This is a genomic window from Shewanella sp. MMG014, from assembly GCF_018100775.1.
Lineage (GTDB): Bacteria > Pseudomonadota > Gammaproteobacteria > Enterobacterales > Shewanellaceae > Shewanella > Shewanella japonica.
The window spans coordinates 59,607-83,776 of the sequence record NZ_JAGJDZ010000015.1 but is presented as its reverse complement, the minus strand read 5'-3'; the positions used below and the strand labels follow the sequence as shown (position 1 = coordinate 83,776).

24 protein-coding genes are annotated in these 24,170 nt (G+C 40.9%); 6 read left to right on the top strand and 18 right to left on the bottom strand.

The genetic code is table 11. The annotated features are described in order from the left end of the window. Position 1: 1 nt before the first annotated feature. The 4 genes from J8L86_RS19575 to J8L86_RS19560 all read right to left on the bottom strand — a co-directional run bounded on the left by J8L86_RS19575 (position 2) and on the right by J8L86_RS19560 (position 4,143). Positions 2–700 (bottom strand): tetratricopeptide repeat protein, encoded by a 699-nt coding sequence (locus J8L86_RS19575; protein ID WP_192021820.1) that lies wholly within the window; start codon positions 698–700, stop codon positions 2–4. A gap of 49 nt (positions 701–749) precedes the next feature. Beyond that, the gene (locus J8L86_RS19570; RefSeq protein ID WP_065108827.1) at positions 750–1,538 is read right to left on the bottom strand and encodes an FKBP-type peptidyl-prolyl cis-trans isomerase; all 789 of its coding nucleotides are present in this window, start codon (positions 1,536–1,538) and stop codon (positions 750–752) included. A gap of 64 nt (positions 1,539–1,602) precedes the next feature. Continuing rightward, entirely contained in the window at positions 1,603–2,028 is a 426-nt protein-coding gene (locus J8L86_RS19565) for a rhodanese-like domain-containing protein (RefSeq protein ID WP_065108826.1), read from the bottom strand. 93 nt (positions 2,029–2,121) lie between these two features. After that, complete coding sequence (locus J8L86_RS19560; RefSeq protein WP_055025438.1) at positions 2,122–4,143, bottom strand: cytochrome c3 family protein; 2,022 nt, start codon at positions 4,141–4,143, stop codon at positions 2,122–2,124. Positions 4,144–4,620: 477 nt separating this feature from the next. On the opposite strand from J8L86_RS19560, the gene J8L86_RS19555 reads away from it, so the two are divergent. The 6 genes from J8L86_RS19555 (at position 4,621) to J8L86_RS19530 (ending at position 10,209) form a co-directional block, all read left to right on the top strand. Beyond that, positions 4,621–6,609, top strand: coding sequence for a cytochrome c-type biogenesis CcmF C-terminal domain-containing protein (locus J8L86_RS19555; RefSeq protein WP_211031327.1), 1,989 nt, complete (start codon positions 4,621–4,623; stop codon positions 6,607–6,609). Further along, on the top strand, positions 6,606–7,043 hold the full coding sequence (locus J8L86_RS19550; RefSeq protein ID WP_211031326.1) for a cytochrome c-type biogenesis protein CcmH: 438 nt from the start codon (positions 6,606–6,608) through the stop codon (positions 7,041–7,043). Before J8L86_RS19555 ends, J8L86_RS19550 begins: the two co-directional genes overlap by 4 nt. Then, the gene (locus J8L86_RS19545) at positions 7,036–7,641 is read left to right on the top strand and encodes a TlpA disulfide reductase family protein (protein WP_065108824.1); all 606 of its coding nucleotides are present in this window, start codon (positions 7,036–7,038) and stop codon (positions 7,639–7,641) included. The genes J8L86_RS19550 and J8L86_RS19545 overlap by 8 nt, the downstream gene beginning before the upstream one ends. A gap of 181 nt (positions 7,642–7,822) precedes the next feature. Further along, complete coding sequence (locus J8L86_RS19540) at positions 7,823–8,182, top strand: hypothetical protein (protein ID WP_065108823.1); 360 nt, start codon at positions 7,823–7,825, stop codon at positions 8,180–8,182. A 162-nt stretch (positions 8,183–8,344) separates the two neighbouring features. Next, entirely contained in the window at positions 8,345–9,211 is an 867-nt protein-coding gene (locus J8L86_RS19535) for a helix-turn-helix transcriptional regulator (protein WP_211031325.1), read from the top strand. 113 nt (positions 9,212–9,324) lie between these two features. Beyond that, positions 9,325–10,209 carry a nuclear transport factor 2 family protein gene (locus J8L86_RS19530; protein ID WP_211031324.1) on the top strand — a complete coding sequence of 295 codons (885 nt, stop codon included), beginning with the start codon at positions 9,325–9,327 and terminating at the stop codon, positions 10,207–10,209. 94 nt (positions 10,210–10,303) lie between these two features. Here J8L86_RS19530 and deoD read toward each other — a convergent pair whose 3' ends face one another. From deoD to J8L86_RS19460, 14 genes are all read right to left on the bottom strand, one after another. Then, positions 10,304–11,014: a purine-nucleoside phosphorylase gene (deoD, locus tag J8L86_RS19525; RefSeq protein ID WP_065108820.1), complete on the bottom strand. Its 711-nt coding sequence runs from the start codon at positions 11,012–11,014 to the stop codon at positions 10,304–10,306. Positions 11,015–11,070: 56 nt separating this feature from the next. Then, positions 11,071–12,297 carry a NupC/NupG family nucleoside CNT transporter gene (locus tag J8L86_RS19520; protein ID WP_211031323.1) on the bottom strand — a complete coding sequence of 409 codons (1,227 nt, stop codon included), beginning with the start codon at positions 12,295–12,297 and terminating at the stop codon, positions 11,071–11,073. 490 nt (positions 12,298–12,787) lie between these two features. Further along, entirely contained in the window at positions 12,788–14,617 is a 1,830-nt protein-coding gene (glmS, locus tag J8L86_RS19515) for a glutamine--fructose-6-phosphate transaminase (isomerizing) (RefSeq protein ID WP_080917299.1), read from the bottom strand. 28 nt (positions 14,618–14,645) lie between these two features. Continuing rightward, positions 14,646–15,419, bottom strand: coding sequence for a DeoR family transcriptional regulator (locus tag J8L86_RS19510; protein ID WP_080917547.1), 774 nt, complete (start codon positions 15,417–15,419; stop codon positions 14,646–14,648). 173 nt (positions 15,420–15,592) lie between these two features. Next, positions 15,593–16,960 carry a bifunctional UDP-N-acetylglucosamine diphosphorylase/glucosamine-1-phosphate N-acetyltransferase GlmU gene (glmU, locus tag J8L86_RS19505; RefSeq protein WP_055025448.1) on the bottom strand — a complete coding sequence of 456 codons (1,368 nt, stop codon included), beginning with the start codon at positions 16,958–16,960 and terminating at the stop codon, positions 15,593–15,595. Between the two features lie 194 nt (positions 16,961–17,154). After that, positions 17,155–17,583, bottom strand: a complete 429-nt coding sequence (locus J8L86_RS19500) for a F0F1 ATP synthase subunit epsilon (protein ID WP_055025449.1) — start codon at positions 17,581–17,583, stop codon at positions 17,155–17,157. A gap of 33 nt (positions 17,584–17,616) precedes the next feature. Beyond that, positions 17,617–19,008, bottom strand: coding sequence for a F0F1 ATP synthase subunit beta (atpD, locus tag J8L86_RS19495; RefSeq protein WP_055025450.1), 1,392 nt, complete (start codon positions 19,006–19,008; stop codon positions 17,617–17,619). A gap of 33 nt (positions 19,009–19,041) precedes the next feature. Next, complete coding sequence (atpG, locus tag J8L86_RS19490) at positions 19,042–19,902, bottom strand: F0F1 ATP synthase subunit gamma (RefSeq protein ID WP_055025451.1); 861 nt, start codon at positions 19,900–19,902, stop codon at positions 19,042–19,044. A 51-nt stretch (positions 19,903–19,953) separates the two neighbouring features. Further along, the gene (atpA, locus tag J8L86_RS19485) at positions 19,954–21,495 is read right to left on the bottom strand and encodes a F0F1 ATP synthase subunit alpha (RefSeq protein WP_055025452.1); all 1,542 of its coding nucleotides are present in this window, start codon (positions 21,493–21,495) and stop codon (positions 19,954–19,956) included. A gap of 14 nt (positions 21,496–21,509) precedes the next feature. Then, positions 21,510–22,043 carry a F0F1 ATP synthase subunit delta gene (gene atpH / locus J8L86_RS19480; protein ID WP_055025453.1) on the bottom strand — a complete coding sequence of 178 codons (534 nt, stop codon included), beginning with the start codon at positions 22,041–22,043 and terminating at the stop codon, positions 21,510–21,512. Positions 22,044–22,059: 16 nt separating this feature from the next. Then, positions 22,060–22,530 carry a F0F1 ATP synthase subunit B gene (gene atpF / locus J8L86_RS19475; RefSeq protein WP_055025454.1) on the bottom strand — a complete coding sequence of 157 codons (471 nt, stop codon included), beginning with the start codon at positions 22,528–22,530 and terminating at the stop codon, positions 22,060–22,062. A 27-nt stretch (positions 22,531–22,557) separates the two neighbouring features. Continuing rightward, positions 22,558–22,815: a F0F1 ATP synthase subunit C gene (gene atpE / locus J8L86_RS19470; protein WP_012157432.1), complete on the bottom strand. Its 258-nt coding sequence runs from the start codon at positions 22,813–22,815 to the stop codon at positions 22,558–22,560. Between the two features lie 32 nt (positions 22,816–22,847). After that, the gene (atpB, locus tag J8L86_RS19465; protein ID WP_055025455.1) at positions 22,848–23,669 is read right to left on the bottom strand and encodes a F0F1 ATP synthase subunit A; all 822 of its coding nucleotides are present in this window, start codon (positions 23,667–23,669) and stop codon (positions 22,848–22,850) included. Positions 23,670–23,681: 12 nt separating this feature from the next. Beyond that, positions 23,682–24,065 carry an ATP synthase subunit I gene (locus tag J8L86_RS19460; protein WP_055025456.1) on the bottom strand — a complete coding sequence of 128 codons (384 nt, stop codon included), beginning with the start codon at positions 24,063–24,065 and terminating at the stop codon, positions 23,682–23,684. Between the last annotated feature and the right edge of the window lie 105 nt (positions 24,066–24,170).

Genomic DNA, 24,170 nt, shown 5'->3' with positions numbered 1-24,170 from the left:
TCTACTCAGATGCAGTCACGGCTTGGTTAGCTATTTCTTGCTCAGCTCTAGAAATCGCATTTTTTATAGATGTTCGGTTAACGCTTAGGTTGTTGCTATCCAATAACTGATGCCAATGCTCAATTGCCTTTTGAAAGTCCTTATTCAAAAATGCATCTGTCGCAATGAGTAACAGCGATTGAACTTCATTTGGGTCAATTGCAAGCGCTTGAGATAACACAATAGTGACCTCCAAGCTCATGTCTCGACCATCACGGTAATAAAGCGCATTTGCTTTCATGCCTAACACTTCAGCATCTGTCTTTATTTCCAGTAATTCATTTAATGTTTGTACCGACTTGTCATACATACCGCCTTCTGCATATGCATTCGCCAAGTTAATTAATGCCAGGCGATTATTGGGGTCGATATTAACTGCTCGGGCATTTTTATTAATATCCGCAGCAATAAGGTAATCAATGTGCTCTGCTACGTATCCTGTATTCCAATCATTAAAACGCCCCAATTGGCTATAAATGGCGATGGGTACCAGCAGAATTATGAGACAAACAACAAACAGCACCTTGTCATCTTGCTTGGCAAGGGGAACAGATGACTCGGATGAACCTTGCATTTTTGGAGTAACGTATTGGACAGAACGCCATACGATAGTGATGAAAAAGCACAAGGTTCCAATGATGGCTATCAATAAACTATTCATATTTATCTCGACTGCTGATACCACAAACAGATAGGTAAACTCATTGAAATTAATTGCTTGAAGAGCCCATCATTCCACCCATGCCCATACCGCTAAGTCCCATACCATGAGAAGACTCGCTAGGTGACTCAACTTTTAATAATTCAACATCGAAAATCAGAACTGAATTTGGCGGGATAATGCCGACAGTATCATTGCCGTAAGCAAGTTCTGTGGGAATAGTCAGTCGATATGTTGAGCCTTCCGGCATCAACCCAATGCCTTCTTTCCAACCGTCAATAACGGTAAGTAATGGGAAACGATTAGTTTCATTACGTTCATATGAGTTATCAAATTGAGTGCCATCAATGAGCTGGCCTTTGTAATGCACAGTGACCACATCTGATTCAAGTGGGACTTTTCCCTCACCTTGCGTAATGACTTCATACTGCAAACCTGATTCTGTGACCTTTATGTTGTCATTGGTTTTATTGCTCGCTAAAAATGCACGCCCTTCTGCTAAATTTTTACTTGAAAGGGCAGCTAAACGCGCTTCTTTTTCTTTATTAAGCATTTCAGCGCGGGAATTTAAATGAGTCAAAATATCTTCATCTGACATTGAGGTTTCATCTTTTAGTGCATCCACCACACCTTTAATGACGGTATCAACGGTAATATCTCCACCTAACTCCGTTTGATCGTAAATTCGACTCGAAATATATTTACCCACTGACGCTCCCAAGGCATAAGAGACGTTTTCAGTTTCTTGTTGACTACTAGCAGCTGTAGTCATAAAAGCCACGCTACATAACAAAGCAACGCTGGTGGTTTTACATGTTTTCTTCATCATTGTTTTCATCATATTTCTCTCTGAGTTACACTTAATTGATTTCAATTTTTTAACCAACGCACTATTTTATGGCTTACGGCATCTCTACGGCTCTACCTGATAGTCGCCAACCATAAATACCATCATGCATTTGCATGACATTGCTATAGCCCAACTTCATGACTTCATGTGCTGCGATTTCACTGGCATTACATAAGCGATTAGCACAATAAAAAACCATGTAGGTTTGTTTGTTTTCAGGTAAAAGTTCTTTCCAATTACTCACATTGAAATAGGTTGCCCCAGGGATATAACCCTCAGCCCAAAGCTCTAAGGTATTCACATCAAAAAACAGTACTTCAGGTTGCTCTAGCAAAGCTTCGCCTTGCGCTAAGCTAATGGTTTGCAATGTATGTTCATATTGGTGCGCAGGACCAAAATCGCCACCACTGCCTGCATTCGCATTAAAGCCTGTTACTCCCAGCATGACTGCGATAGCAACGCCAATATATTTGACCATCTCACTCTCCTTCTAAGCGACTTAAAGAGCCTCGGTGTTGCGGTGCGCTGCAACACCGAAGCTACTGGCTAAGCCATATTGATTAAACGGGTTTTAAATACTGTTTTTATCAATAATTTTCTGTGCCTGTGTTACGTAAGTCAGTGCTGCATCAAGGCGTTTTTGGCTATAACGGAAACCATGAACACCCCAAGAACCATCGGCTTTAATTAGATCAACCGTTTCTTGTGCTTTTTCAGTCAATAACAAGACCTGAGTTTTGTCTTCGATTGATAACTTAGTGACTTCTAGTAGCTTATCGATGCGAACCAGTGCTTGTTCAACTTCAGCAAACGTTTCTTTAATTGGCTTCTGCCATTTTTGAACTTCGCCGTAGATTTGAACTTGGTCCTTGTAGTGAAGACCCGTATCGAGTTCAGACTGGAATTGACTGTGACAACCTTTATTTTCGACCACGTCGTGATCAGAGATTGCGGTACGCGCACAAGACCACATTAAGTCTAAATAAGTGCGTCCTTCTTCATTCTTAGCCACTGTCCAGCCTTTCCCACCTTCAGGGCCTTGAATGCGTGGTTCACCTTCTGGTGGATTTAATGTTTTACGTTCTGGGTCAACATCAATTTTCCACATGTGGGATTTACGCACGGCGTCAAAGCCTGCTTGATCAGGGAATTGCATCGCTTTAAAGTTTTCACAACTACCCATGTTAGGCATGTGACAACTTTGACAGGTCTGCTGCGAGTGAGTGTCGGTATTGCTAGCAATTAATGTTTGCGCAGCATGACAGTCTGTACAGTCTTTTTTGAGCTTAGGTTTGGTTACACCTGACATCCAACTGCCATCAGTCACCTCATGTGGGTCATGACATGTTGTACAACGCATACCTTGTTCATAATGCTTAGAACCAAACATTTGTGAGCCTTCGGTACCACAAGATGGACAAAGGGATTTCATTTTCACCCCAAAAGCAAGCTCTGGTTTGCCTTGCTCTGCCGCATACTCTGTCATGGTTGGGTCATACTCAAAACGTTGATGACAACGTTCACAGTTAGACTGCATTCCACCAGTACCACCATCTAAGTGACCACCAGCGCCATGACACTCTTCACAAGCAATACCTCGTGAAATCGTATGTTCTTGTAATTTTTTAGGATCACCTAATGCATCAAAGAACTCATCTTTAGATTTAAAGTCAAACTTAAAGGTATGGCAGACTTCACAATAAGAACTTGCCGGCTGGAACAGCATTTCTGTACGGTATTTTGCACCATAAGAACTCATGCCTTGTTGGTGAGATCCTGAAGCACCGAAGTCCGCCACTGTGAGCGGAAACTCAGGAATAACATCATTAATTTTTTTAGACATTTCCGGTGTAAGCCACTCAGCCCACCCACGTGAGAATTGGTTTGCACCTGCCACCATTTTACCAGTGCCATCTCGAAGTAGCCCACCTTCAATATGATAAGTACCACGCACTAACCAGCTATCAATAAAGCCATATTTTGTTCGCGGTGTTCCCACCGTGGCATAGATTGCATCAGGGGTAATACCATCAGGCAATATTGAGGTATCTTTGGTGTCATACATGGTTTTGTTTAGGTCATTATCCACTTCAGGGTGTTCACCTGGAAAACGGATGGTTTTCGCATGACGTGAACGCGACCATTTCTCATATTGCAGCGCATGACATTCAGCACATTTTTCTGGGCCAACAAAATTATTTGGGTAATCAAGAATTGATTTGGCCCCTAAACGGTATTGAATAGCGCGAGGCTTACCATCTAACTTACTGTAGTCTTGACTGTAACCGGTATCTAGATACTCTTCACCGCGGTCACTAATATGGTAATCGCCAACTAAATTCCCAGCTTGCTGATATTTAAACATAGGATGATTTTCAAAAAGAAAATCAAACAACTCAGCTTCTTGAACAATATAGTCTTGAAGTGTTTTTACACCATTAATTTGTTCTGTACCTTCATACTTTGCTAATGATTTTTTTGCAGTTTTTCCCATTTCTGGAATGCTATTGTATTTACCTGCAGCATTTACATTGGCAATGGCACCAAAACAACATAGCGCACTTAACGCCACCTTGAATTTCCATTGTTTCATCATTCACTCCTAAATTTCTTTTGGTTTTTTTATTTGTAATACCTGTCACTAACAGTTCATCCATTTCGCTATTAGTCACTTGGATTAACTAAACCTAACCGTCCATCAAACGATTCTTTACAACTGAGCAAGGCTTATTCTTCATAAAAAAACCGCTAAAAATTTGACCTAGAGCACAACAAAAAATTGATCCAATATCAAAAGTTACCAAAAACAAATAATCAATATAAAACAGATAGATAAATAACCAAGCAGTGGATTTTTGAAACGTTTAAGCATGACTTTAAACTATCAAAACTTAACAATTAGCCACTTAAGAAATAAAAAGTTGCCACCTACAAAACACCATAAAGTTAACTTGTGGCCGCTCACAAAATGATTAAGGAAATTGAATTATCGTCAGGTAGCGTAAAGCAGAAGAGTATGAAGCAGTGCTTATGACACTGTTTTTTAATAATTAATCTATTAGGTGACTTTATGGCTGCAGAGATAGGCTTACTATTACTCATCATCAGTTTAGTAATATCATTCTTAGTGGCCACACTAGGATTTATCGCCCCTCAATTTGAAAAAAGCCATCATTTATGTGCATCAGCTAACCAACTCATCCCATCGTTAGTGCATCTCAATGCGTTTGCTCTAACCATGTCGATATTGATTCTGGGGCATGCTTTTTGGGTCAATGACTTTTCTCTTACTTATGTGGCGAACCATTCAAATACGCAATTAGCCAACATATTCAAAATTGCTGCAGTATGGGGAGGACATGAAGGCTCAATGCTATTTTGGATTGTCGTAACTGCACTTTGGGGGAGTTTTACTTGTTTCAGAACCCCAAAAATGAACCACTTTGCTTATTACTTTAACGCCGTCATAGCCAGCATCTTATTTGGTTTCTTATTATTTTTACTCTTTACTTCAAATCCATTTGAACGGTTATTGCCGGAAATACCGATAGAAGGAAGAGATTTAAACCCTATTTTGCAAGACATTGGACTGGTTTTTCATCCACCCCTTCTTTTCATTGGTTATGTTGGTTTATCAATTTGCTTTTCAGGGGCTATAGCCACATTACTTTGCCATAAATCGAATATTCAAGAGCACTGTAAACGCATACAACCATGGGCAATAATCACTTGGATAGCTTTAACTGGCGGTAATGCATTTGGTTCTTGGTGGGCATATAACGAATTAGGATGGGGTGGCTGGTGGTTCTGGGATCCTGTGGAAAATGCTTCATTTATTCCTTGGATAGTTTGCACCGCATTAATCCACTCATTAAGGTTAAATCAAAAAACGAATCAAGCGTATTTGAGCAGCTTGTTCCTGTGTATTTTTGGTTTCTTTGTCTGCTTACTTGGCACATTTTTAGTGCGCTCTGGTGTTGTTCAATCAGTGCATGCATTTGCCTCAGATCCTACTCGAGGAGCTTCAATATTATCGCTAATGTTAATCTACTCAACACTTGGTTTTACGTTATTAGTTGCCAAAATCCCTGTGATTGCCAGCATAAAACCTACCCAGGGAATGACCAAGAGTACATTAATGGTCATTGGTAATTGCTTACTATTAATCACTGCGCTAACGGTGTTGCTTGGCACCTGCTATCCACTTTTATTTGAGACCGTCACCGGGCGAGTTATTTCTGTTGGCGCACCTTATTTTAATAGTGTATTCGTACCATTATTAACATTAATGAGTATTGCCATGGGCGCAGCCCCCTTTCAACCTTGGTTAAAGGAAAACAAACGCAATTCAAAAGTACTGCTCGTACTTGGCGCTATCGTATTTTTGTTATCAATATCAGTTAATCTCCATCTACTAGAGCAAATCGAGTTTAATTTTATATGTGGTGTTTTTTGTATTATTTGGATGACCACCTGTACTGGCTTATTGCTACTTCAGCGATATTTACAAACTCAAAAACTAACCCTCAATGTTGTTGCCATGTTATTAGGGCATGCAAGTGTTCTAGTCGCCATTACTGCGGGAACTATTGTTTCTTATTTTGAGCAAGATGAACTGCTACGAATGGGGCCCGGCCAAGGAAAAGAGGTTGCTGGGTATAATTTTATTTATCAACAAACTCGACATGTCGATACTCGAGCATTTACTGCTGTTGAAGCCGTTATTGCAGTTGAAGATCTTGACGGCAAACTTATCAATTACATCACCCCTCAACGTAGAACCTTCAAAAGCAATGCTGTAGAGCTTTCTGCTGCAGGCATTTATCACAGCTTTTTAAGTGACATGTACATTTCTATGGGAACCCAACTCAGTGATGATGAATACCTGATCCGTATTAGTTATAAACCTTTCGTAAATGGCTTGTGGTTAAGTGCTTTTATGATGATGTTAGCTGGTGGAGTCGCATGCGTGGTGCACCATCGGCAACAAAGACTCGTTAAAACATATAACCCGCAAAACTCCCATCCATCACTACTGGTTAATAAGGTTAAGCCATGATTAAACTTCTCATGTTTACGCTAATGCTATTTAGTGCAGCAAGTATTGCGGCAGAGCAGATTACTCCCGAACACTTTCAATCAAATAGCCAAGCAGAAATTAAAACAACTGCATTTGATATTGCTAAATCTTTACGCTGCCCAGTTTCAGCCAATCAAAGTCTGTTTGAGTCCCAAACTAAAATAGCTCATGAGCTCAAAGGCGAAATATTTTTGCAATTACAGCAAGGCAAAACGAAGCAACAAATTATCGATTTCATGGTCAACAGATACGGCGAAAAAATTCATTACATGCCGATATTTTCATGGGCTACTGCGGGGTTATTTTTACTTCCACTTTTATTGGTTTTATTCATGATGGCCTGGTTTATTCGACTTAATAAAACCTCTCGACATTCCCTGCATTATCAAAATATGGAGTCTACTAATGAATAAGTTATTTGCAACGTTCGGTGTCGTTATTGCCTGTTACTTACCTTATTCTCAAGCGACAATGCCTGAGGAGAAAATATATTCTACGGGTGAGAATATTGAAAAGCCGATGATTATGTCTCGGTTTATTGAAATGACCCATGCTCGTAAAGTCGAACATGTGCCATTTACTGATCTTTCAGGTAATGAAGTTTCACTTCAAGCTCATCAAGGTAATCTCGTTATTATGAATTTATGGGCGACGTGGTGCGCTCCCTGTATCAAAGAAATCCCCATGATGGATAAAATAAGAGTCGATAATAAACATCGAAACTTAGTTGTCTTGCCTTTATCAATTGATGAAGAGCATGAAAAAGTCGCCGCTTTTTTAACGCGTCATCAACTTGAAGGTTACCCAACTCTGATAGATCCCCAGCAACATGCCAACAAAATGCTGCCCATCAATGTGGTACCAGCGACCTATATATTTGATGGAAATGGCCATTTAGTCGGTTTTTTAAGAGGTTATTTAGATTGGGGAAATAAAGATGTGCAGCCTTTTATTGAACAGCTTATTGAAAAATACGCTGATCCCAGCCCTTTAATCGCTAAAGCGAATTAATCATCGCGTATAAAACAAGCTCAAAATATACGCATTTGCGGATTTTAATAGATAAAAAAGCCTAAAAAATATCTGCAGAAGGAGCTTGTTAACAAAATCCGTATCGTTCTTTAATTAACATTTTGCGTTATCAACATCTATTTTTATGAAAAACCAATCCAATTAATAAAGGTTTGAAATTATGAAAAAACTAATAACCGCAGCTATTGTCAGTACTTTATTTACTAGTCCTGTGTTTGCAGCCAAACAACTTTCAACAGAAGATGCAATTGGTATGGCAGGCTTAATGATATGCGATGTATTTTATAGTGATATTGATACTAAAGAGTCTGCACAACAGGCTGCCATCATCAAAAAATTGGTAACAGAACAATATAAAACGGGTATAGAAGACATGATGATGACGCAACAGACCAGCGATGAATTAGATCTTTATATTGCTCAATTTAAAGCATCAGATGAGCCCAAGAAAGTACAATTATGTCAGGATGCAATTAATTACACGCAAGACAGTACTGTCGCAAGTTTAGGAATGAGGTAATCACTTTATCACCTAAGTATTTACCTGAGTATTTACCTAAGTATTTACCTAAGTATGCACATATTATCGCGCAACCTAATCATGATGAACTTTCATATCATGACTTGCTAGGGAGTGTCTAATTCCACTACACTTTTATGATTGAACTAGTGGAGTTTAACGTTGAATATACCCGATATTGGCTTTAACCATCAGCAATCAGATGAGGAAGAACTTGAGATAATTGATCTTGCATCATTATATCAAAGAGCCAATATCGACCACGACCCGCGGCTCCCTCATAAAGTGAACTTCTTTATGCTCATTTATATTGAGCAAGGCGAAGGCGTTCACATGATTGATTTCAATGATTACCCTTTCTGTGCAGGCTCTGTCTTACTAGTTCAGCGAGAACAGGTTCATGCATTTGATTTTTCTACTAAGCCGCAAGGTAAAGTACTTATTTTCACACAGGCATTTTTAGATCAAGTCCATGCTAATATGCGCTTACCTAAATACACCCCAACACACCTTAATCAACAGCACTCACCACTATTAAAACTTGATAAACAAACTTACCAGCGAACCCGTTTATTGATTGAGCAAATCACTGTTGAGTTTAATCATCAACAAACTGATCATCTCATCGTTATGTATCTGTTCTCAGCGCTGGCATTGATATTACATCGATTAAGGCCTGCAGCGAAACATGACAACATGTCATTAGAGCAAAATGTAAAACTTGCACGCTTTTTTGAGTTAATGCAGCAACACTTCCGGAAAACTCGAGATGCAAGCTGGTATGCCAACCAAGTTAATACCACTTATAAAACCTTAAATCACATTTGTAAGCTGGCAACAGGATTAACCGCCAAACAAATGATTGATGCTTTTACTGTTATAGAGATAAAACGACATATAGTCATCAGTAAAAAGCCTTCTCAGCAAGTTGCTTATGATTTTGGTTTTGACGATGCCAGCAATTTTGTTAAGTACTTTAAAAATCAAACTAATATCACACCAAGTCAGTTTTTAAAGCAGGTTGGATAATAATAAATATCCTGCTTTAGGTTCGATATTCACCATTTTTACACTCAAATACACTCTGCCAAGTGACCCCAGCGATCGCTAATATTGTTCTCAAGCAAATTGAGGACAACACAATGACAACACCTAATCTTGTTAAACATTCACTTTTAGCGGCCAGCCTTTTTAGCCTTATCGCATGCACATCAAATCAGGAAGTAATCACTATGACAGACTCAAGCGCACAAACATTATCTAATAAGCAAAAAGCTGTAGCGGTTATATCAAGTATCGAAACGGGCGAGCAAACAGCAATTGGTTACATCAATCCAGAAAAGTATATCCAACATAACTTAGCTGTTGCCGACGGATTAGCAGGGTTTGGGGCTGTACTGCAGCAACTCCCTGAAGGAAGTGCAAAAGCCAAAGTTAAACGTGCATTTCAAAATGGTGATTACACCTTCACTCACACAGAATATAACTTTTTTGGTCCTAAAGTAGGTTTTGATGTATTTCGCTTTGAAGAAGGTAAAATTGTTGAGCACTGGGACAACCTGCAAGCAATCGCCCCCGCTAATCCAAGTGGTAGAACGCAGCTCGACGGTGCGACTGAAGTAACCGATTTAGATAAAACTGATTCGAATAAAGCGATTGTTGCTGATTTTGTCGCAACCATATTAATGAAAGGTGATATGAGCAAGATTAATCAATTTATTGATAATGATGACAATGCTTATATTCAACACAACCCAGCAATTGCAGACGGCCTTAGTGGCTTAGGTAAAGCGTTAGGTGAACTTGCTGCTGCGAATATGCCTATGGTGGTCAGTAAAAACCATAAAATACTCGGAGAAGGTAACTTTGTATTATCGATTAGTGAAGGAACCTTTATGAATCAACACGTTGCTTTTTACGATTTATTTCGCTTAGATAATGGTAAAATCGTTGAACATTGGGACACCATTGAAACCATTCCCGCTCAAACAGAGTGGCAAAACAATAACGGTAAATTCGGCTTTTAATATTCAGCTTAATCACAGATAAAACAACAATGCCGAACTTATTTCGTGACAGAAGTAAGTTCGGCATACTTATGTTCAAGCAGAATGAACTCGGTTATTCGATATGACTAACTGCCTCTAAAGTCAGTTTAATCATTTCATTTAACGTTTGTTGACGTTCTTCCGCTGTTAAGTGAAGACCTTGTCTAATATGATCGGTCACCGTCATCATAGCAAGTGCTCGTGCGCCATATTCTGTTGCGACGCCATAAAGACCTGCCGCTTCCATTTCAACACCTAAAATGCCGTATTTTTCCATCAAGTCATATCGGCTTTCATCTTCACAATAGAATAAATCCGAAGAATATAGATTACCTACGTGATAACTTGCACCTTGTTTTTCTGCTGCATCAGTTGCTAAGCGCAATAAACCAAAGTCAGCAATCATGGCAAAATCAGTATTAGCAAAGCGAGTGCGGTTAACGGTAGAGTCGGTACTCGCGCCCATTGCCATTACCACATCCATTAGTTTGATTTTGTCACTAACGGCGCCGCAAGAACCAATACGGATAATGTTTTCTACGCCGTATTCGGTAATAAGCTCTTTGGCATAAATAGAAATCGAAGGGATCCCCATACCTGAACCCATTACAGAGATAGTTTTACCATTATATTCGCCAGTGTAACCCAGCATATTACGTACATCTGTCACAAGTCTTGGGTTATCTAAAAAGTTTTCTGCAATGTACTTTGCACGTAACGGATCGCCAGGCATTAATACTGTTTTAGCGAAGGCGCCCTCTGGGGCATTAATGTGTGGGGTCATGCTCTTACTCCAATGTTGCCAACTAAGACCTTAGCTGGCATAAAAATATTAGTGTTCTAGTTAGCTAAACTAAATAATAAGCCTGCAATGGTTCCGCTCATTAAGTTAGCTAATGCTGCAGCAATCAATGCTTTCATACCAATTTCACTTAAATCATGGCGGCGCTCAGGGCACAGAGCGGCCAGTCCACCAATCACCATGGCTAATGAACCAAGGTTAGCGAAACCACATAAAGCAAAACTGATGATAATTTGAGTTTTAGGCGTCAAATCTTCGGCGACTTTTAAGAAATCAATATAAGCAACAAACTCATTGATCACCATTTTCTGGCCAATAAATGAGGCTGCTTGAGTCGCCTCACTCCACGGTACTCCCATTAACCAAGCTAATGGTGCTAACAAATAACCTAAAATTGCTTGCATGGTGATATCACCATGACCAAACCAACCACCAACACCGCCAATTAAGCCATTAACCATGGCTATTAAGCCAACAAAGGCAATGAGCAGAGCTGATACCGCAAGCACTTGTTGCATCCCCATAGCTGCGCCGCTTGCTGCTGCATCCAAGACATTGGTAGGCTTGTCTTCTTGTTCATCCATGACTTGCTTAATATCATTGCGTGGCGTTTCTGTTTCAGGCCACATTAACTTGGCGAAGACTAATCCTGCTGGAGCCGTCATAAAGGCTGCGGTAAGAACGTATTTAATGTCCACGCCCATTTGTATGTAACCAATCATAGTGCCACCAGCAACAGAAGCTAAGCCACCAGTCATCACAGCAAACAACTCTGAACGGGTCATATGTTTAACAAATGGTCTCACCATTGATGGCGCTTCAATTGGGCCGACAAAAATATTGGCGGTTGCCGATAATGATTCAGCACGGCTAGTGCCTAATAGTTTAGAAAGTCCACCACCAATAACGCCGATAATCAGTTGCATAATGCCGAGGTAATATAGCACTGCAATCAAGGCACTAATAAACACCACAACAAACAGAACGTTAATAACAAAGATAAAACCAACACTGAATTTAGCTAAATCACCAAATACAAACGCTAAGCCTTCATTACCATAGTTGATCACATGCATTACTGCGCTAGATGCGCCATCCAACATGCTTTGCCCCATCGGTAAATACATGACAAATGCACCAAATGCGATTTGAAATGCCAGTGCACCGATTACCGTTCTTGGCTTAATTGCACTGCGTTTTTCTGACAATAAAATAGCTAAACCAATCAAGGCACACATGCCTAGTAAACTGATGAAAACTTCCATACATTTTTGACTCGTGAAACGATTTGATACATGCAGTTTATCGAGCAAATAAACGGACTCAAGCCTTGTTTGTCGTCAAAAATAACTATTTTAGTAAAAGATAAGAATGTGGAGAAAATGCCGAAATAGCACCTAAAAAACCAAAACAAATACTGCATTTAACAAATATGAAAAACACATAAAAATCACAAAAAAAACATTTCCAAACCAATCCATAAGATGTGTAAACATTCACTTTTCACTCTGTAGAGAAGCCATATTTAATAAAGCAAAATTTCGCTCTATTAATTGTGTTATTGGCATATCAATTCTGAAATTAAACTACTTTAAATTGAGTAAAAATAGCGCATTTTTGCGCTTAATAAATACAAATAAAAAACCTCCACGTAAGTAAGACTTACGTGGAGGTTTAAAGGCTGCACTAATCACAGTTATGATGCGCGAGTTTTACTTTAACTGTGCACGAGTGTTTTGCTAACACGCCAAAATATTATTCTACCGTGACTGATTTCGCTAAGTTACGTGGCTGATCCACATCAGTGCCTTTAATTAATGCCACATGATATGACAATAACTGTAATGGAATAGTATAGATAAGCGGCGCCATAAACTCATCGCAATGTGGAACCGGAATCACCTTCATGGTGTCATCAGATTCGAACTCTGCATCTTTATCAGCAAAGACGTACATTAAGCCACCACGGGCACGGACTTCTTCAACATTTGATTTAAGCTTTTCAAGCAATTCATTATTTGGCGCAACAACAATAACCGGCATATCGGCATCAATCAGTGCTAATGGGCCGTGCTTTAGCTCACCCGATGCATAAGCTTCAGCATGAATGTAAGAAATCTCTTTTAGCTTAAGCGCACCTTCCATCGCGATTGGATATTGATCGCCACGACCTAAGAATAAAGCATGGTGCTTGTCAGCAAAGTCTTCTGCAAGTTCAGCAATCGCATCATCTAAACTTAACGCTTGCTCTACTTTAGCTGGCATAGATTGTAAGCTTTGAGTGATCTCAGCTTCCATCTCTTCGGTCATGCCGTTATGACGACCAATTGCAGTGGTTAGCATTAATAAACCAGCAAGTTGTACTGTAAAGGCTTTCGTCGATGCCACACCAATTTCAACACCGGCTTTCATCATATAAGCCATATCAGACTCACGAACTAATGAAGAACCCGGCGCATTACAGATAGTTAAGGTCGCTTTATAGCCCATCTCTTTTGCTAAACGCATCGCCGCTAAGGTATCTGCAGTCTCACCAGACTGAGAGATAGTCACTAACAGGCTGTTAGGGAACATATGTGATTTGCGGTAACGGAACTCAGACGCAATTTCAACATTACACGATACGCCAGCCCAGTCTTCTAACCAATAACGGGCTGCCATACCAGCATGATAACTGGTACCACATGCTATGATTTGCACATGCTTTATGTCTTTTAAAAATTCTGCCGCATTCTCACCAAATGCTGAATCTAACACTTTACCAGCAGCTATTCGGCCTTCAAGAGTATGGGCAATTGCTGTTGGTTGCTCATAAATTTCTTTAAGCATGTAATGACGATACTCGCCTTTATCGCCAGCATCATGAGTCACTTCAGATTCTTTTACCTCACGCTCAACCGGATTACCATCAACATCAAAAATACTGACTTCACGACGAGTAATTTCAGCGACATCACCTTCTTCTAAAAAAGCAAATGAACGTGTTACAGGTAATAGGGCTAACTGATCAGAAGCAACAAAGTTTTCGCCTAGACCATAACCGACAACCAATGGGCTACCACTGCGAGCAACAACCATACGCTCGCTATCACGACGATCTACAACGACTGTTCCGTATGCGCCTTCAAGCTGTTTTACTGTGGCCTGTACTGCAGCCAGTAACGTGTCATGGCTTTTTAATTCATGGTGAACTAAATGACAAATCACTTCTGTGTCAGTATCAGATGCGAAGGTATAACCTAAGCCTTTTAACATCTCACGCAGTTTGTTGTGGTTTTCAATAATACCATTGTGCACGACCGCAATATCACCTTCCGATAAATGAGGGTGTGCATTACGTTCACTCGGTTCACCGTGAGTTGCCCAGCGAGTATGAGCGATACCCGTTCCACCTGCTAACGGAGAAGTTGCTAGTGCATCATCTAGTTCTTGTACCTTACCGACTCGACGAGTCCGTCCTAATTCACCTTGATTGATGATGGCAACACCAGCGGAATCATAACCTCGATACTCAAGACGCTTTAAGCCTTCTACTAAAATTTCTGCCACATCCCTTTGCGCTACTGCACCTACAATTCCACACATAATTTAATACCTAATTTATAAAACTGATTTATTTGTTTTTATATGGCGCTAATAAGACTTTAACGCCATATTGAGTAATTTTGTTGACCATATCCGCAGGTAATCTGTCATCAGTCACTAAAACACTGATGTTTTCCCAGGCAAGTTCGAGATTAGGAATTCTGCGACCAAACTTATCTGATTCAAGCATCACAATAACCTCTCGTGATACTTCAGCCATCACTTTACTGAGACCAGTTAATTCATTAAACGTAGTTGTTCCACGCTCAAGGTCAATACCATCAGCACCAATGAAGAGTTGATCAAAGTTATAAGAGCGCAGTACTTGTTCGGCAATTTGTCCTTGGAAAGACTCAGAATGCGGATCCCAAGTACCACCGGTCATCAATAAAGTCGGTTCATTTTCTAATTCATGAATAGCATTCGCTAATTGCAGGGAATTGGTCATGACTAATAAGCCCCGCAAATTATCTAGCTGCTGAATAAGACCTGATGTTGTACTGCCACTATCAATAATAATGCGATTATGATCTTTAATAAGTTGTGCAGCTTTTTTAGCAATTGACAACTTATTTGGGGCAATTTTGGAGCTAAACTGTTGAGTAACCTCATCAGGAACCGCAACAGCGCCACCATAACGACGCAGCAATAATCCTGCTTCTTCTAATGTAGCTAAGTCCTTTCGGATTGTGACTTCAGAAGTTTCAAACCGTAACGCCAACTCATCAACACTCACCTCACCTTGCTGAGATAAAATACTGATAATATTATGTCTGCGTTGTTGTGTATTACGTTTGTTCATAATAACCATAAGTTTCGATTCGAAAGATAATTATAAACAAACGAAACTTTTTAGACAATATTTCAAACAATTAATATCCAGTTTCATTAGGCATAAAAAAACGGCCTGTTTTAACAGACCGTTTATAAATTTGATTAATAAACTGACTTTATGTCAGTTTTTAAAGCTCAACTTTATGATTTAGGCTTTTTGACTGGTCTTGCCCAACCACTAATGTGACGCTGCTTAACACGAGTAATAACCAACTCACCCTCGCCGACATCTTTAGCAATCGTAGAACCAGCACCTAATGTGGCGCCTTTCCCAATAGTCACTGGCGCAATAAGTTGCGAGTCGCTACCGACAAACACATCATCTTCAATAGTCGTTTGGAATTTATTTGCACCATCGTAATTACACGTAATAGTACCAGCACCAATATTTACACCGCGACCAATACTCGCATCACCTAGGTAAGCTAAATGACCCGCTTTAGACCCCTCACCCAATACCGCTTTTTTCATTTCAACAAAGTTACCAATATGGGCATCTTCTTTGAGTTCTGCACCTGTACGTAAACGAGCAAACGGCCCAGCACTAGCAGCTTTACCTAGCTTGGCGCCTTCGACTATTGAATAAGGTTTAATTTCAGCGTTATCAGCAATCTCACAGTCAATAAGAATGGCACCAGCACCAATCGTCACGTTATTACCAATCGTCACTTTTCCTTGGAAAATGACATTGATATCAATCATTACATCCATGCCAACGCTGACATCACCGCGAATATCAAGTCGAGCAGGATCACGAAGGTTTGCACCTTCAAGCATTAACTTTTCAGCCGCTCTTGCCTGATAAGCTCTTTCAAGTTGTGCAAGTTGAATGCGATTATTCGCCCCTTCAACTTCTACAGCTGATTCAGGTTGGGCTGTATCGATGGCCACACCATCTTCTTTTGCCATGGCAACAATATCCGTTAGATAGTATTCACCTTGAGCATTAGCATTTGATAAGCGACCTAACCAAGATTTAAGTTGTTTACCAGGAACCGCCATGATACCGGTGTTTACTTCTTGAATCAGTAATTGCTCAGCATTAGCGTCTTTTTGCTCAACAATACCAACCACGTTACCCGCTTCGCGAACAATTCGACCATAACCTGTTGGGTTAACTAAATTGACCGTTAAAATAGCCATACCGTTTTCTGGTCTTGCTGCTAATAACTTTTCTAAGGTCGACTGCTGTATTAGAGGCACATCACCATAAAGAATTAACACGGTGTCGTCGTCATTAATGTTTGGATTAGCTTGAGCCACAGCATGGCCAGTACCTAATTGCTCAGCTTGTAGAACCCAATTTACAGCTTGTTCACCTAAAACAGTTTGAAGTTTATCTGCGCCATAACCATAAACCAGCTGAATAGCATTACTACCAAGCGAATTAGCGGTATCAATAACATGTTGTACCATGCTTTTATGAGCAATGGGGTGTAGTACTTTTGGCAAGTCTGAACGCATCCGTGTTCCTTTACCAGCAGCGAGAATGACAACATTTAATGACATCAGGATTCCTTGAGCAACAATTGAGTTAGTAGCCGTTTATTTTATCGCAGATATTGAATGTTAGAAATGGAAATGTGCAGTTCTCTGCTTATTCTGGTTCATTAGCTATGATTAGTGACACACCTGGTGAGGGACATTTAAATAACAGACACAAAAAAGGCGACCCTTGGGTCGCCTTTTTAAAACAATAACCTTTATCTGGCAATGTTCTTTTTGATGGTTTCAACAACACGAAGTTGAGCTAAAGATTTAGCTAATTCGATTGTTGCAGCTTCGTAATCAAAGTCAGCGCCTGCATTAGCGATACTCGCTTCTGCGCGTTGCTTAGCTTCAAGTGCAGCTTGCTCATCAATATCATCGGCACGCATAGCGACGTCAGCAAGTACAGAAATTGAAGTTGGTTGTACTTCCAGGATACCACCTGATAAATACAATACATCTTCACTTCCATCTTCCTTAATCATGCGCGCCATGCCAGGTTTGATTTTAGTTAGCAAAGGAGCATGGTTAGGCATAATACCTAACTCACCTTCAGTACCGCTCACTTCTAAGAAGGTCACGTCACCGCTGTACATGCTGTTCTCTGCACTTACTATATCAAGTTTGACTGTCATGGCTGCCATCAAGATCTCCTAAAATACTAAGCTAATGCTCAGTTATTTCTTTTTGTTAGCTTTCTCGACAGCTTCGTCGATTGAACCAACCATGTAGAACGCTTGCTCTGGAATGTGATCAAACTCACCATTCAAGATACCCTTGAAGCCACGGATAGTGTCTTTAAGAGAAACGTACTTACCAGGAGAACCTGTAAAGACTTCTGCTACGAAGAAAGGTTGAGATAAGTATTTCTCAATCTTACGTGCGCGGAATACAGTTGTTTTATCTTCATCAGATAATTCATCCATACCCAAGATAGCAATAATGTCTTTTAGCTCTTTGTAGCGTTGAAGTACAGTTTGTACGCCGTTTGCTACATCGTAATGCTCTTGACCAACAACTAATGGATCTAATTGACGAGAAGTCGAATCCAATGGGTCAACCGCTGGGTAAATACCTAGCGAAGCAATGTTACGAGACAGTACAACAGTCGCGTCTAAGTGAGCGAAGGTTGTTGCTGGTGACGGATCGGTTAAGTCATCCGCAGGTACATATACCGCTTGTACAGAGGTAATAGAACCAGACTTAGTTGAAGTAATACGTTCTTGTAGAACACCCATTTCTTCAGCTAGTGTTGGTTGGTAACCTACTGCAGAAGGCATACGGCCTAATAGTGCAGATACTTCAGTACCGGCCAAAGTGTAACGGTAGATGTTATCAACGAATAACAGTACGTCACGACCTTCGTCACGGAATTTTTCAGCCATTGTCAAACCAGACAATGCTACACGTAAACGGTTTCCTGGAGGCTCGTTCATTTGACCATATACCATGGCTACTTTGTCGAGAACGCCAGAATCTTTCATTTCGTAGTAGAAGTCGTTACCCTCACGAGTACGCTCACCAACACCAGCGAATACAGAAAGACCTGAGTGTGCTTTTGCGATGTTGTTGATTAATTCCATCATGTTGACGGTTTTACCAACACCAGCACCACCAAATAAACCAACTTTACCACCCTTAGCGAATGGACAAACAAGGTCGATAACCTTGATACCAGTCTCTAAAAGTTCAGTTGTGTTTGACTGATCTTCGTATGAAGGTGCTTCACGGTGAATTTCATAACGCTCTTCTTCACCAATGTCACCCGCTTCATCGATAGGCTCACCCAATACGTTCATGATACGGCCAAGGGTTGCAACCCCAACCGGAACAGAAATTGGTGAACCTGAGTTTGCTACCTCTAGACCACGACGCAGACCATCAGAAGAACCCATAGCGATGGCACGAACTACACCACCACCTAGCTGTTGCTGAACTTCCAGCACCAAGCCATTACAGTCGCCTTCACCTGTGATCTTCAGAGCGTCATATACCTGAGGTACAGAATCTTGTGGAAACTCTACGTCCACAACCGCGCCAATTACTTGGACAACAGTACCTGTGCTCATGATTAATCCTCTAAACTTTATTAGTTACCTAACCTAAACCGCTGCAGCGCCTGAAACAATCTCCGACAATTCTTGCGTAATCGCAGCTTGTCGTGCCTTGTTATAGACTAATTGCAGATCATCGATCAGCTCACCAGCGTTATCAGTTGCAGCCTTCATTGCTACCATACGGGCAGCCTGTTCAGACGCAATATTCTCAACAACACCTTGATAAACTTGAGACTCAACATAACGAGTCAACAATACTTCCAAAATATCTTTTGGATCTGGCTCGTAAATGTAATCCCAAGGATACTTAGCTACTTCTTCTTCCGATTTAGGTAAAGGTAGCAGCTGTTCGATCACAGGAGTCTGAGTCATAGTATTCACAAATTTGTTGAATACGATAAACAGACGATCCAGTTTGCCTTCGTTGTAAGCTTGTAGCATAACTCTCACGGTACCGATTAAATCGGCTAACTTAGGCGCATCGCCTAAACCTGAGGCATGGGCAGAGATTTCTCCACCAAAGCTATTGAAGAATTGCACACTTCGTGCACCAATTGGACAAAATTCAACTTCTGCCCCTTGGTCTTTCCAATCCTTCACATCTGACACAACCTTTTTGAAAAGGTTAACGTTCAGACCACCACAAAGGCCACGGTCGGTTGACACAACAATGTAACCAACCCGCTTGGCATCTCGAACTTCCAAATATGGATGTTTATATTCAAGAGTACCTTGCGCTACGTGACCGATCACCTTACGCATATGCTCTGCATATGGACGGCTCGACTCCATGCGATCCTGCGCTTTGCGCATTTTGCTGGCAGCCACCATTTCCATTGCAGAAGTGATCTTTTGAGTGTTTTTAACACTCGCGATCTTGGTTTTAATCTCTTTAGCGCCGGCCATTTCTACTCTCCAATCTGGGACCTGAGGCGCCTTACGACACCTCGATAATTATTACCAGGTTTGGGTTTCAATGAACTTGTCCAGGCCAGCTTTTAATTGACTTTCAATGTCTGCGTTGTAATCGCCAGTTTCATTAATAGTATTAACAAGCTCAGCATGTTCGCTGTTCATGAATGAAAGCAGAGCAGCTTCGAAGCTACCGATTTTACTTAATTCAACAGTCTTCAAGTAGCCTTTTTCAGCTGCGAAGATTGAGATAGCTTGGGCAGCGATGCTCATTGGAGCATATTGCTTTTGCTTCATAAGTTCGGTAACACGCTCACCATGCTCAAGTTGAGCACGAGTTGCATCATCTAAGTCAGATGCAAATTGTGAGAACGCAGCAAGCTCTCGATACTGTGCTAACGCGGTACGAATACCACCAGACAGTTTCTTGATGATCTTAGTCTGAGCCGCACCACCAACACGAGAAACAGAAATACCAGGGTTAACAGCTGGACGTAAGCCAGAGTTAAATAAGTCAGTCTCAAGGAAGATCTGACCATCTGTAATAGAAATTACGTTGGTCGGTACGAATGCAGATACATCACCTGCTTGGGTTTCAATAATCGGTAACGCAGTTAAAGAACCGGTTTTACCTTTTACTTCACCGTTAGTGAATTTATCTACGTAGATTTCGTTTACACGTGAAGCACGTTCTAATAAACGAGAATGTAGATAGAATACATCACCTGGGTATGCTTCACGTCCTGGTGGACGCTTCAATAGTAGAGAGATCTGACGGTAAGCAACTGCTTGCTTAGATAGATCATCATATACGATTAAAGAATCTTCACCGCGGTCACGGAAGTATTCACCCATTGAACAACCTGAGTAAGGTGCTAAGTATTGTAATGCTGCAGCTTCAGAAGCTGTTGCTACTACAACGATAGTGTTAGCTAGTGCACCGTGCTCTTCAAGCTTGCGTACTACGTTAGCAATTGTAGAAGCCTTTTGGCCTACAGCTACGTATACACATTTAATGCCTGAATCTTTCTGGTTGATAATTGCATCGATAGCCATCGCTGTTTTACCAGTCTGACGGTCACCAATGATCAATTCACGTTGTCCACGACCAATTGGGATCATAGAGTCAACGGCTTTATAACCAGTTTGGATTGGTTGATCTACTGATTGGCGCTCAATTACACCAGGAGCAATTACTTCAACAGGAGAGAAACCATCGTTATCGATTGGTCCTTTACCGTCAATTGGCTCACCAAGGGTGTTAACTACGCGGCCTAATAAACCACGACCTACTGGTACTTCAAGAATACGACCAGTGGTCTTAACTTTTGCGCCTTCTGCTAAATTAGCATAAGGACCCATTACTACGGCACCGACAGAATCACGTTCTAAGTTCAACGCGATTGCAAAACGGCCACCAGGCAGTTCGATCATTTCACCTTGCATTACATCGGCAAGGCCGTGAATGCGAATGATGCCGTCACTTACTGCAACGATTGTACCTTCGTTGCGAGCTTCACTAACGACGTCGAACTGCTCGATCCGCTGCTTAATCAGATCGCTGATTTCAGTGGAATTCAGTTGCATGCTCAAACTCCCAATTACGATTGTAGCTTATCAGACAAGCGCGATAAATTACCGCTAACCGAGCCATCGATGACTAGGTCGCCTGATTTAATAATTACACCGCCAATAAGCGATGCATCTACACTACAATTCAGCTTAACTTTGCGTGCGAGACGTTTCTCAAGAGAAACACTAATTTGCTCTTGTTGCTCAGAGCTCAGCTCAGTCGCTGAAACAACAGTTGCTTCAACTTCTTTAGCCCACTCATTGCGGTATTCAGCAAAAAGTAAAGATACTGTTGGTAGTATCTCTAAACGACCGTTTTCAGCCATCACCTTAATAAGGTTCTGACCTTGCGCATTCATTTGCTCACCACATACTTCGATAAATAGTGAGGCAAGTTGTGCACTAGCCAATGAACCACCAAGCAACGGTTTAATTGATTCGTTTTCACTTACCAATGCCGCGAAGTTAAGCATTTCTGCCCAATCTTCAATTGCTTTGTGTTCAACAGCAAAATCAAAAGCTGCCTTTGCATAAGGACGAGCAATGGTGCTTATTTCAGCCATAACTCCGATTCCTTAATTAAATTTCAGCAACAAGTTTATTAACTATGTCACTGTGAGCTTCTGGATCAATCGAACGTTGAAGAATTTTCTCTGCACCAGTTACGGCAAGAGTAGCAACTTGCTTACGCAAGTCATCTTTAACGCGATTACGTTCGTTTTCAATTTCAGCTTGACCTTGAGCGATAATTTTCGCACGTTCGGTATCAGCTTCAATTTTAGCTTCTTCAACTATTTGAGCTTTGCGCTTATTAGCTTGCTCAATAATTTCATTAGCAGTCGCCTTCGCTTCTTTTAGTTGCTCATTAGCTTTCGCTTGAGCCAACTCTAGATCTTTTGCAGCACGTCCTGCATCAGCTAGCCCATCGGCAATTTTCTTCTGGCGTTCTTCGATAGCGTTCATCAATGGCGGCCATACAAACTTCATGCAAAACCACACGAAGAGTGCAAAAGAAATCGCTTGGCCTAGCAGGGTAGCGTTAATACTCATAACGACAACTCCTTCTAAGGGGGGCGATTAGCCAGCTAATTGACCTAAGAATGGGTTAGCGAATACGAAGAATAATGCAACACCAACTGCAATCATTGAGATCGCATCAAGTAGACCAGCTACGATGAACATCTTAGTTTGTAATGCTGGAGCAAGTTCTGGTTGACGAGCTGAAGCTTCTAAGAACTTACCACCTAAGATAGCAAAGCCAATACCAGTACCTAGCGCTGCTAAGCCAATCATGATTGCAACAGCTATTGCTGTAAAGCTAATTACAGTTTCCATTTTATCTCCGATAAATAACTAATTTTATTAAATTAATGTTCTTCATGTGCCATGCTTAGATATACAATCGTAAGCATCATGAAGATAAACGCCTGCAGCACAATAACCAAAATATGGAAAATAGCCCAAGGCACTGATAATGCGAACTGAGCCCACCAAGGCATCAGTGCTATCAGAATAAAGATCAACTCACCTGCATACAGGTTACCAAACAGACGAAGCGACAATGAAATCGGCTTCGCAACCAAAGTAACTGTTTCCAAAATCAAGTTAACTGGAATCAGTGACCAATGGTTGAAAGGTTGTAAGGTCATTTCTTTTGTGAAACCACCAAATCCTTTAACTTTAATACTGTAAAAAACAATCAACGCAAACACACTCAAGGCCATACCTAGAGTTACATTTAAGTCAGTTGTTGGTACAATTTTAAGGTAAGGAACACCTAAAAATCTGTTTGCGGCTTCAGGTACAAAGTCAACCGGAATTAAGTCCATTAAATTCATCAGGAAAACCCAGACAAAAATAGTCAGACCTAATGGTGCGATAACCGCGTTACGACCATGAAATGAGTCTTTAACGATTTTATCTACACCTTCCACGCACATTTCAACGAAACATTGAAATTTACCTGGAACGCCAGTTGTTGCTTTTTGTCCTACTTTGAAGAATGCCCACAAAAATAGAACCCCAAGACCTACTGAAAACAAAAGTGAGTCAATGTGCCAAGTCCAAAACCCGGCATCTTGACATGCATAGTTAAAAGCAATTCCGCCATCAGCAGAACACATTTTCGCATTAGTCAGGTGATGCTGGATATACTCGGAAGCATTTAATGCTTCACCAGTTGTCGCCATGATTAATCTCACTTAATTTTGCTTGAAGTATAAAGGGGCTGTCCAAGGTATTAATAGCGCCAACAAATAACAGCTAAATAACGGCATAAATGGCGTTTTCAGCATGCCAAATGCAATGGCGAATAACACAATGGTTAGCAGCAACTTTACCGCTTCCCCCAAGAAAAACATCCAAACGACTTTTCCTGACGCTTTAGCTCCCGCATGAGAGAAAGCAAGGGTTGCGAATACAAAATTAGGGAGTACAGCAATGAGACCACCTGCTAAAGCAGATAAGCCATACTGAGCTCCCCACAGAGCGAAAAATAAAATTGAAGTTCCCCCAGCTACCGCCGCCTGCAACAACACTATTCTATAGGCTGACCACCGGCCACGACGCGCTAAAACCTTACTCAATTTTTAATCTCCGCATTAATGCTTATTTCTCTTCTGGGCGGTTAATGTGATCATTAACAACTCAGACAGGAAAAAAAGCATGCAAAGTATACCTTTTCACACCTT

What these genes read in the sequence shown, in the direction of transcription:
- J8L86_RS19575 (WP_192021820.1), bottom strand. Translation starts at nt 700, where the DNA reads ATGAATAGTTTATTGATAGCCATCATTGGAACCTTGTGCTTTTTCATC.
- J8L86_RS19570 (WP_065108827.1), bottom strand. Translation starts at nt 1,538, where the DNA reads ATGAAAACAATGATGAAGAAAACATGTAAAACCACCAGCGTTGCTTTG.
- J8L86_RS19565 (WP_065108826.1), bottom strand. Translation starts at nt 2,028, where the DNA reads ATGGTCAAATATATTGGCGTTGCTATCGCAGTCATGCTGGGAGTAACA.
- J8L86_RS19560 (WP_055025438.1), bottom strand. Translation starts at nt 4,143, where the DNA reads ATGAAACAATGGAAATTCAAGGTGGCGTTAAGTGCGCTATGTTGTTTT.
- J8L86_RS19555 (WP_211031327.1), top strand. Translation starts at nt 4,621, where the DNA reads ATGGCTGCAGAGATAGGCTTACTATTACTCATCATCAGTTTAGTAATA.
- J8L86_RS19550 (WP_211031326.1), top strand. Translation starts at nt 6,606, where the DNA reads ATGATTAAACTTCTCATGTTTACGCTAATGCTATTTAGTGCAGCAAGT.
- J8L86_RS19545 (WP_065108824.1), top strand. Translation starts at nt 7,036, where the DNA reads ATGAATAAGTTATTTGCAACGTTCGGTGTCGTTATTGCCTGTTACTTA.
- J8L86_RS19540 (WP_065108823.1), top strand. Translation starts at nt 7,823, where the DNA reads ATGAAAAAACTAATAACCGCAGCTATTGTCAGTACTTTATTTACTAGT.
- J8L86_RS19530 (WP_211031324.1), top strand. Translation starts at nt 9,325, where the DNA reads ATGACAACACCTAATCTTGTTAAACATTCACTTTTAGCGGCCAGCCTT.
- deoD (WP_065108820.1), bottom strand. Translation starts at nt 11,014, where the DNA reads ATGACCCCACACATTAATGCCCCAGAGGGCGCCTTCGCTAAAACAGTA.
- J8L86_RS19520 (WP_211031323.1), bottom strand. Translation starts at nt 12,297, where the DNA reads ATGGAAGTTTTCATCAGTTTACTAGGCATGTGTGCCTTGATTGGTTTA.
- glmS (WP_080917299.1), bottom strand. Translation starts at nt 14,617, where the DNA reads ATGTGTGGAATTGTAGGTGCAGTAGCGCAAAGGGATGTGGCAGAAATT.
- J8L86_RS19510 (WP_080917547.1), bottom strand. Translation starts at nt 15,419, where the DNA reads ATGAACAAACGTAATACACAACAACGCAGACATAATATTATCAGTATT.
- glmU (WP_055025448.1), bottom strand. Translation starts at nt 16,960, where the DNA reads ATGTCATTAAATGTTGTCATTCTCGCTGCTGGTAAAGGAACACGGATG.
- J8L86_RS19500 (WP_055025449.1), bottom strand. Translation starts at nt 17,583, where the DNA reads ATGGCAGCCATGACAGTCAAACTTGATATAGTAAGTGCAGAGAACAGC.
- atpD (WP_055025450.1), bottom strand. Translation starts at nt 19,008, where the DNA reads ATGAGCACAGGTACTGTTGTCCAAGTAATTGGCGCGGTTGTGGACGTA.
- atpG (WP_055025451.1), bottom strand. Translation starts at nt 19,902, where the DNA reads ATGGCCGGCGCTAAAGAGATTAAAACCAAGATCGCGAGTGTTAAAAAC.
- atpA (WP_055025452.1), bottom strand. Translation starts at nt 21,495, where the DNA reads ATGCAACTGAATTCCACTGAAATCAGCGATCTGATTAAGCAGCGGATC.
- atpH (WP_055025453.1), bottom strand. Translation starts at nt 22,043, where the DNA reads ATGGCTGAAATAAGCACCATTGCTCGTCCTTATGCAAAGGCAGCTTTT.
- atpF (WP_055025454.1), bottom strand. Translation starts at nt 22,530, where the DNA reads ATGAGTATTAACGCTACCCTGCTAGGCCAAGCGATTTCTTTTGCACTC.
- atpE (WP_012157432.1), bottom strand. Translation starts at nt 22,815, where the DNA reads ATGGAAACTGTAATTAGCTTTACAGCAATAGCTGTTGCAATCATGATT.
- atpB (WP_055025455.1), bottom strand. Translation starts at nt 23,669, where the DNA reads ATGGCGACAACTGGTGAAGCATTAAATGCTTCCGAGTATATCCAGCAT.